We start from the raw sequence: 9,761 nt of genomic DNA on the forward strand, positions 1-9,761 counted from the left end.
GGTCTACATATAAACTGGTCTACATATAAACTCGTAATGATATTGGAAAACTTTTGGTCTGAAGAGCCAGGCTGATCATAAAAATAATCAATCTCGTCGMGCTGTGGATTATAATAGCCGAAACCGCCACCTTTCATGCTTACCCATAATATCCCGTTTGCATCGGCAACTACGCTATAATCGCGACTCGAGAAATTGAAATCTCTTTTTTGACTGAAATATTTATATTGTTGTGTTTTAGGATCGTACTTTATAATTCCATTTTCCTGTGGTTCAATCCAGATTAATCCTGAATGGTCTTCGTTAAGGGATAAATAATTTTCTTTGCTTCCAGATTGGCTTACTTTAAAACTGATTGGATCAACTGTGAGCATTCCCTTCCCCATGGTAGAAATATAAATCAGACCTGCTTTTGAATAACAAATGGAATTAAACGCAGTTCCCTTACTAATCTGTTTAACCTGAAAAGATTGCGTCCTTAAGTCGTAGATTAACAAATTCCCATCACCAGTGCCAAAATAAAGTGATTCTTTGCTTTGAGCAACACAGTTAACAGCATAAGAAGAAAGCATTTTTTCTATAGGCGCAGAAAACCTGAGCACTTGATAGTTACCATTTTTATTCCCTTGTAGACAGTTCAATCCGCCTTCGGTGCCTACCCAGATCCTTTGCTTTTCATCGCGGCACCTGAATTTCACAGCGTTTCCTTTAATTTGTCTGCCAGGCTTTTGCTCTTTAGCAAACTGTATGATGTCGGGTTGTCCTTTAAAGTTATTTGCAGCATATAAAAGCCCTTGATTTTCAGTTAGCAACCAAACGCCATTTTTAGTATCAGGCACCATATGGTCGATAATTACCTGATCTTTAAAAAATGCTTTAAAAGGGCCATCAGAAACGGGTAAAAATTGTTCGGTACRCTTATCGAAACGATAAATCTTAAAATCGTAGGTTTTTACCCACAGGTAACCCGATTTATCTTCTACAATTTCTCTTATTTTGTTAGTTCGCAGGTTAGAATTATCGCCGGGCCTACTTTTGTAAACCACAAAATTTGTCCCGTCGAAACGGTTTAGACCATCAAAAGTACCAAACCACATAAAACCGTCGCGGTCTTGGGTAATGCAGAGCACACCATCATGCGAAAGCCCATCTTCGGTAGAATAATGCGCGATATTGCTTTTCAATTGTGAAAAAGCAGAAAAAAAAGACAAGCAAATCGTTATGATCGGCAATATTATTTTTTTCGATATCCAGCTTTTATAGCACATTATTAAAAAAAACTAACGAACCAGGGTTACAGCCATTAAACCAATAATTACATCATTACAAAGCGCAGATAAGGTAAGCTTAGCCAGTGTTTTGTTAGGATCAAGCTTTAGGCCCAGAGCTGTTGCTGCACCTCCTTTTATATCTTTTCCGTTCCAGCTATCGCCATCTTTTGCGGTTACAATTTTACCCGTTTTGAGGTGTACACGTACAGGCCGTTCTGCGCCGGTATCGAAAGCAAAACCATCCGTAAAAAGATCCTGCTCAATTGGCCACCAATTTTCGGGATTACGTAAGGACAGTTTTTGGGTAGATCCATCGGTATACTGAACCGTAATTTCGCCGTTATCCATTCTGCTTTGCATGGGGTTAGTTGTCCCGGCCAAAAGGAAAAATACACCGCTTGCTTTACCAGAAAGTGGAATTTCTGCTTTTCGGGGAAAATTGTCCCACAGAGAGGTGTAAATGATATTTTTTAAAGTGCTATCTGATGGTGTTTTAAAAACCACTCCAGAAGCCAATGAAAATCCGCCTTTATTGCCTGCTAGTTTACGCAAACCCATATCATTAATTTCGGGTTTTAGTTTAGGGTGCGTCCAATCGCCAATACCTTGCCAGGCCAATTGTAAAGTTGTGGTTTGTGGCCGTGGAGACAGGTATTTATGGTTAAAAATCTCACCAACCTGATCGTTAAAATAAGTCGATAAATCTTGTGTTTCGAGCCTTTTACCTGTCCATTCTTTAGCAGTTAAATCTAAAATTTGATCTGGCTTTTTCACCGCCGCCTCCAATTTGAAACAAACAGGAAACCAATACGTGAACGGACCATTCTTAATCTGGGCAAAGAAGGTACGGTCACCTGGTTCGCCCTGAAGATTTGCGCTAAGTTTACTTTCACTTGTATTTATATTGTTAAGCACCTGCTGTGGATCGAATACTTTAACAATTTTAGCTTTACCAAAATCGACTTCCATTTTCGAACCCGCGGTATAGGCCACGTTAATTTTGGGTGGATTTAAGGTTTCACCTCCCCAAATCAATTCAACCAAATAATCTTTTGCGACTGCGCTTTCAATCTCGATTTCGGGTAAGCCAATTGCGTCGGCTACATTTTTCCATTTTACTGCTTTTCCATTAATCTTAACCGATTTTAATTGATTGCTTCTGGCTTTAATGCGCATTTTAAGTCCGAGCCTAATGGCAAATCTCGGCAATAGCTCATAGGTATCCACTAATCCTTTCCGTTTAAAAGAAAATGAAAGATCAGGAATGTTTATGGCCGCGTGACCCCATTCTTGTGGTAAACCTGGTCTGATGAGCAAGGTTTTATTCAGCGCATCAGGCACCACACCAAAAAGCCCTTCAACGAGTGTTCGGGAATTAATGCCTACCGGATCACCAAAATCGCGGTACGACTCCCCTAAAATGGCATCATAGCGGGAAACCTGGGCGAAATTACCCGGACTTCCTCCAATATACATGCTTGCAAGCAATTCACTTTTCCAAAGCTTAAAGGCCTCTTCGGTCCTACCAGCCTGCCAGTTGGCCAGTGCCGTATGGGTAACTTCGGCTAAAACCACATTGTTTAACGACCACTCGTAAGGCATCCAGTTTGTGGTTGATAGGGTATAATAACCTTTATCTTCGAGTCCTTTTGCCCTTACCGGGATATGTGGGATATTGGTATCAACATATCTTAAACTCTGCCAGGCCTGAAAAGCATCCGGAACCTCTGAATCTATACTATGATAAACCGTCCATAAACCTGCAGCCGGATGCAATTGCTGTAGACCTAATGCATCTTTATATTCTGCATACCAGCCTTTTTCTGGCATCCAGAGTTGGGTATTCATGGCTTTTAATATTTTGTCGGCCTCTTTTTGATAAAGACCTGGATCTTCATTAATTAAATGGGCAAGTTTAGCGGCAATTAAATTCGCGCGGTAGTTATAAGCTGAGCTATGTGTTCCGCTTCCGCCACTATATTGCAATGCATCGCTTGCCCAAATGGCTGCATAGGCATCATAAAGACCATTATCATCAGAATCAAATACCCTTTTCTCCCAAGCCAGGTGCCTTTTAATTACCGGCCACATTTCTTTCACATAAGCTAAATCGCCAGTCCAGTTGAAATGCCAGAGCAGTTGATCGATGTACACCAGGTTCATATCGTAATGATGCGGTCTGATCGATTTCCCATCTGGCTCACGACTGATGTAACCATTGCTGAACATTGCAGTCCCCATGGCCTCTTTTGATCGTGAAAGGTTAAAAGCAGTATCGGCCAAAACAGGTCCATTCTCGGGATTGAGCACCTGCGATTTGGCGTAGGCATCAAAATGTATTCTTGCCCGATCGTGCCAACCTAGTGGATCGGCAGTATAAGGTCCACGCCAACCGGGCAAACGCATCCGCCAGCCTATGGCACCGTGCATATAAGATGGCGCTTCCCAAATCCCATCCGAAGCCATCGCCAAAGTACCACCGATGGTGTTGAAAAAGGGATCTGGCGTATCAACCTGTACCCGATCGGCTAAAATTTTACGTTTCTTTTCTGATTCTATAAATTGGGTAGCACTATCCCAGTTTTTAGGAGCATTGTCTTTTTCAGGATTTTGGATCAATACATAGAAATCTTTACCATTTTCTATGCTTATTTTTCCGGTAATTACTGGATTTTGCTGTGTTTTAGATTGATCTAAGTTTAATGGGGAGGATAGATCGGCTGCATCCGCAATCCTGATTTCGGCAGGAAAAATTCCGCTTATTTTTTTGATTTTAGCATATTGAAGCTCGAAACTGTTTTTTGTAACCGTAAATAAATTATCCTTGCAGTTTTGTTTCTCGAGGTAAAAAGAAGATTCGGGATCCACCCCCATATCGCCACTCCGGCTAAACTTTTTATCACTTGCTCCACCGAAAACCCAAAGCAGCTCTACACCCTTTTTCACATTTTCGAAACGGGCTTTTAACACTATACCATCGCTATTGCTCAATGCAAGGAGGGTTAAATGCAAGGTACCATTTCCCAGCAATGGATCTTTTATCGTGTAAATCATCGATCCTGGACGATACCTGGCGGTAATATCTGCTGCCTTAATCAGCCATTTGCTGTTATTGCCATCAAGTAGGCCAAACTGCAGGTTTCCCCCCATAGCTGGCATATACAAAGCAAATTCAGGCAGATCGCCAGCCTCGACCCGAAATGCAGTATTGGTTCCGTATAATGCTCTGGTAAACCTTCTTGTACCGTTATGGATAACAAAATCTCTTCCCTCTGGACGGTAACGTAAACTTGCATCTTCATTGTGCCAGGTTCCTGATTTTAAGGTTGGTGGATAAAGTTCCTGTGCAAAAAGTGTGCTCACTGATAAACTGAAGCAGAAACATAAACTGTAAAATCTTTTCATTTTCGAAACAGCTAAGGATTTACACTTACTGAATTACTTACTTTCAATGCGCTTTGGTCTGCCGTTGTAATATTCACCCGATCAAAAGTCCAGTTTTGTCCAAAATCGATCGTTCCGGCAGTAGCTGCTTCTATTTTCAGCTTGGAGAGGTTAAAGTTTTTCAATATGGTTTCTGAAAAACCAATGGCATTGATTGCCTTTTTAGCACTGGTAGCGGTAACATTAAACACATTGATGTTTTGTATTTTAGGTATACCCTTGCTTGCCGGTTCTACATGGGTTAAAAGTTYGGTCCAATGCGCGGGGATAGAATCTGGATGGTATCCAGCTGGTAAAGTAGAATAACTATAAGAAGGATTCCAGTTTGGATTTACCTGAATCACATTGCCCACACCATGCATAGTAATGTTACCGAAATACACGTCTTCTACTGTACCTCCCCTTGTTTTGGCCGATTTAATATTAATCGCGTTACCCGTTCCATAGCCTACCAGATCGGAGGCCCACACATGCCGGATACTGCCCGAAGTTTCGCTGCCCAAAGTAAGTAAGCCTGCTCCTTTACGCGCCACACAATTGCGGATCACCACGTATTCGGTTGGTCGGTTTACCCTTAGGCCATCCCAATCGCGACCAGCTTTAAGGCAGAAATTATCGTCGTTACAATCGATATCGCAATTTTCAATCAGTGTCCATAACGAAGAATCGACGTCAATCCCATCGGTACTCGGGCCACTGCCATCTACATTGTTCCGAATGGTAATATGATCTACCGTTACATAAGAAGAGTACAAAATCTGTACGGTCCAAAATCCAGCCTGTTGCACATGAATATCTTTGATGACCACATCCTTGGCCGATTCGACCAGTATCGTTCTTGGGCGTTTGGCATCATAATCTACAATCCACCTTAAGCCTTTCGGGTCATATTCTTTTCTTAAATTCCAGTAGTATTCCCAAAATGGTTTGCCCTGGGCATTAATCAATCCCTTGCCCGAAATTGAAGCTTTATCTTGTTTTAGAATGTTGATTAGCGCCGCAGGCCATTTCATTTCGATGCCGGCCACACGAGTATCAATTTCAGGATAATCTTTAATGTTCTGGCTACCCAAAATTTCAACACCTTCATCGATCTTTAAATTGACTCCATTTTTAATAAAAATGGATGTTATATAGCTGCTGGTTTATTTCCGGTTARTATATAAAACGCGGCGCGCCCAACCATCCTGCTGCATCCTGCATAAAGACATCTAAAGATGTTGTTCGTTTGTGCTTTTATTCTTTCTGCCAAACGATCGGGCAAGTTCTTTTAGTTTATCAGCAGAATGCCCAAAGAGAAGGATGAATAATTTCTGTAGCTCGGGAAGGTGGTGTTTAAAAACGAACCTTCATCGGATTATTTTAGAACTAAAAATTTAGCAAAGTTCGGAGAAAATAGTTTACATACATGACAAACAGTGATTTAGCTCATAAAAAACCGGAAAGAATGTTTTGAAAACTATCTTTCCGGCTCGGTACCATTCAACAGGAATACTTTCGGCATTTAGAGGGCTATTTACGGCTTATTGAGCCAATAATTCAGGATTTGAAAATCAAAGGTTTCATAAAAGAGTAAAGGATTTTAAGTAGTCCGGTAAAGTTTGGGAGCCTTCACCCCACTACTTTTCAACCAAAAAGCTGGCAAATATCCAAGATATTTATATAACAATAAACAACATTTTAGACCGATAATATTCACCATTTTTAAGATAATAAACGTTCACCTAGTTTGAATTTTTCAACTTGGCCTGGATTAATATTGAGTTCTTTTTCAAACTCATTTATTCTATCTAAATTAACATCAGAATGGAAACTAACTTCCCATTTAATATTTTTTGGGTTGTCGTTCACTTCTAAAATTTTCTCAAAATAAGGCATGTCAACTTTGGATAGCGAATGCCCCATTACAATAATCCTTTTTATTTTATTCAACGATAAAATAAAGGTCTTGTGCGTTTGTAGCACTTTATAAAAGTTCTTAAATGATTGTTCATAATAATCCTCTATTCTTTCTACCGCGAAATTTATAGCGTGATACCTTGCCTCTGAGCCCCAGTTACCGCTACTCTCATCCTCAAGAAAATAGGCCAGATAAGTAGGATTTGAATTGTTATAGTATTTATTTCTTTTATTCTTTAACCGGGGTTGAAATCTATGTTTTTTATCATTCTCCTTAAGCCAGTTTTCTAAGCTGTTTTCAGGATTTTCTCCATGCCCTAAAACAATGCTTCCAATCTTATCCGACTTCCTGCCATGTAAATAACAAATTTGATGGGAGGGTACACTATAGGCTGTCTCGATAAAATCGGTATAATTGAAGGACAGGAAAAGGGCGTTATTGTCAACTTTTATGATCTTCTGTTTATATCCAGTGAGCATATTCAATGTCCTGATCCACTGATGGAAGCGTTTCCTTAAAGTTTCCGTAAGTTCATCAACTAAGTTTCCGGCCTGGTCTTGCGGAAAGAACAGTTCTGCATAGGTAAAATCATCATCGTCTACTTCATTGGTTGGTAACAAAGGGTTTATATACCTGATAAAGGTTTCCCTGGAAATTGTCAATAGATTCCTTTCAAAGTCTCCCCACATATCATCACAATCATATAGGTTCTCCAATGCATATAAAAGATCGCGATCATGCTTTGCCAAATATGACTTAAAATCGGAATACTTTGAAGCTACGCCGTGATGCAAGTCAAATCCATTGCCTATTATATAGAGCGTTTCCTGCATCTATTTGGTTTTAAATTATTTTAAGGGATTATTTTACTATAACTCCTATCAAAAATAACTATTTATTGTTACTGAAACCACCTTTACCATTTGCGGTTATTTTCGTGGTTTTTATAGTATCTTGTAACTATTACTTGCCATTTAAGGGGCATATTTAGTGAGGGTCTTACTGATACAATGATGAAGCAACACTTTCTGCCACAATGTTATTTAAAGGAGTTTTGTAATGATGACGGAAAATTACATACTCTTAATTTGGACTATCTTAAATATAAAAAGAAGGTATTTGACGAGCCTAAATTTCCTGTTGAGGTTTGTAAGATACCCGATTTCTATACTATAAAGGACGAACTAAAGGAAAGATTTAAAGACTTAGAAGATTTAGATCCCTTCCACGTTGAGAATCAGTTTCACAAATATGAAAGAGAGTACCCTAGGTTATTGACACAAATTAAAAGTAAAACAACTTCTTTATCATTTTCTGATGCGTTCCTTTTTCTCTATGCCATCATAGATATAAAGATGCGTAATCAGCATTTCAGAAAGACGGCAATTGAGGACAAAAAAGAAGGTGTGATTGATAAGCTGTTTAATGGATATAGGAAAGAGCTTGAAAATGTAGATGTATCGGCTTTCTTAAATATCACTAAAGAAGAAATGTTGGCTACAATGGACAGAATGCGGGAAGAATTGATGACAAATGACAATTATACAAAGAATTCGCACATTACTACCCTCATTGGACAAAACAAAGCGGTTTCAGACATACATCTGCAAATTATCAATAGGCTCTTCAAATACCAGTGGATGATCTTTGAATCTGATAATCAATTCATTACTACTGACAACCCTGGCGCTTCAGTTGATGATAGTGATAAAGTGCATAATACTAAATTTGCAGAAAATATAATGTTTTTCATGCCCATACGCCTTCCCTTTGTTTGGGCATTGCGACAGTTATATTTGATCAAGATTTTGTCGGAGATAGAAGCCAGAAGCTACTAACATTCGCTAAAGTACCCCCAAGCTTCGTAGAAAAGATCAATCAAGCACAAACTTATTATATAACTAAGTACTTATTTTCTGCCAGTAAAAATTTAATCGAGGAAATGGCTGAAAGAATAAATATTAAAATTGAATCAGCCTAAATAACTTCAAATGGATTGCGGAATAAACACAATATTGTTCCTTTTCCACATAAGAATTTTGATCAGTGAGGCAACACTGAAGGTAAATCTGCTGGTAGAATGGATTACACCACTAAAGCTACAGGAAAAATGGATTTTGATCCAATGTGTATCTGTTCAGAGGGAAAGCAACCAAATATGTTTTATCCAATAATCAAATAGGTGCTCAGCTTAGTCCGAAACAAAGGGACATTTTCGGCTGAAATACGCAGCCATCGTCAAATGTAAAATGTTATATAATGGAATTGTTTCACGGAATGTTAAGCCTATCAATTTATTTCTTAAAAATATACTGAGTTATTGTTGCTATTCCTCTTCATGCACATCTATTTTCGAAGAAATTTTGTAGCATTGCTGGAAATTAACAAAACTCTTTATGAAATTAACAGAATTTTATTCCTTAAGGAATGATTTTACTATCATAGGCTTAACGGGCCGATTGGGATCCGGCTGCAGCAAAATTGYAGAACATTTATCATCAGCTGACTTCATCAATCAGTTGGAACCCAAATCAATCGGTGAAGCAAGCTCTCTGGAAGATTTGAAATATAAGATTGCCTATGATTTTTTGGCATCTTCAGCAAACTGGGTTCCCTTTGAAGTTATCGCTTATAAGAACGTTCTTCTACTGCATGTATTATTTGAAAGCCTAACTGGAGATGTGTTCAAAGATTGGGTTCAAAATTTAACTACCATCCTAGTACAAAATGGCAATAAGATTAATCCGCAGTCTAAAAACCGTTTCGATATTGAACAAGATGCAGAACTATTTAAAAATAAACTGCCAGAATTTATAAATTCCAGAGGTGAATTTCTCCAACATTTTCATGACACGTTATGTTCAGGAGGTGAGTTGAAGGAGCAACTCAAGGATAAGGAAATGGTGTATGAGTTATATTTTAAAAGCGGCTTCATTGAATTCTGCAAAGATTTTTATAAAATTTTGAACGATTATAATATGGTCAAGCGCACCAGATTTACGCATGACACGGCCCTATACCTCAGGGCAAACGGTACAGTTAAGAAAGGAGAAGAGAATTTCAGGCTTGAGCACATCAATACAGTAGCCAATACTATCAACAGGATAATTAAAGCCTGGCGATCAAAGTCCAAAATGCCCACCAGA

At 38.9% G+C, this 9,761-nt stretch carries 6 protein-coding genes; 2 read left to right on the forward strand and 4 right to left on the reverse strand.

The features are described 5' to 3' along the window. The 4 genes from AC1DND_RS16625 to AC1DND_RS16640 form a co-directional block, all read right to left on the reverse strand. The coding region (locus AC1DND_RS16625) for a ligand-binding sensor domain-containing protein (RefSeq protein ID WP_477583271.1) at positions 1 to 1,184 on the reverse strand (1,184 nt) is incomplete at its 3' end. Between the two features lie 96 nt (positions 1,185 to 1,280). Beyond that, the gene (locus AC1DND_RS16630; protein ID WP_477583273.1) at positions 1,281 to 4,676 is read right to left on the reverse strand and encodes a DUF4450 domain-containing protein; all 3,396 of its coding nucleotides are present in this window, start codon (positions 4,674 to 4,676) and stop codon (positions 1,281 to 1,283) included. Between the two features lie 11 nt (positions 4,677 to 4,687). Beyond that, the gene (locus tag AC1DND_RS16635) at positions 4,688 to 5,788 is read right to left on the reverse strand and encodes a glycoside hydrolase family 28 protein (RefSeq protein WP_477583275.1); all 1,101 of its coding nucleotides are present in this window, start codon (positions 5,786 to 5,788) and stop codon (positions 4,688 to 4,690) included. 631 nt (positions 5,789 to 6,419) lie between these two features. After that, on the reverse strand, positions 6,420 to 7,448 hold the full coding sequence (locus tag AC1DND_RS16640; RefSeq protein ID WP_477583276.1) for a bacteriophage abortive infection AbiH family protein: 1,029 nt from the start codon (positions 7,446 to 7,448) through the stop codon (positions 6,420 to 6,422). Between the two features lie 177 nt (positions 7,449 to 7,625). Between AC1DND_RS16640 and AC1DND_RS16645 the strand changes: the two genes are divergently transcribed. Both AC1DND_RS16645 and AC1DND_RS16650 read left to right on the forward strand, forming a co-directional pair. Then, positions 7,626 to 8,453, forward strand: coding sequence for a DUF4238 domain-containing protein (locus AC1DND_RS16645; RefSeq protein ID WP_477583278.1), 828 nt, complete (start codon positions 7,626 to 7,628; stop codon positions 8,451 to 8,453). Positions 8,454 to 9,011: 558 nt separating this feature from the next. Then, positions 9,012 to 9,761 (forward strand): hypothetical protein (locus AC1DND_RS16650; protein ID WP_477583280.1); only part of this gene is annotated, 750 nt, incomplete at its 3' end.

The organism is Pedobacter sp. 01N416, from assembly GCF_056399685.1.

Excerpts from the sequence above, each read along its gene's own strand:
- AC1DND_RS16630 (WP_477583273.1), bottom strand. The coding sequence starts at position 4,676 with ATGAAAAGATTTTACAGTTTATGTTTCTGCTTCAGTTTATCAGTGAGC.
- AC1DND_RS16640 (WP_477583276.1), bottom strand. The coding sequence starts at position 7,448 with ATGCAGGAAACGCTCTATATAATAGGCAATGGATTTGACTTGCATCAC.
- AC1DND_RS16645 (WP_477583278.1), top strand. The coding sequence starts at position 7,626 with ATGATGAAGCAACACTTTCTGCCACAATGTTATTTAAAGGAGTTTTGT.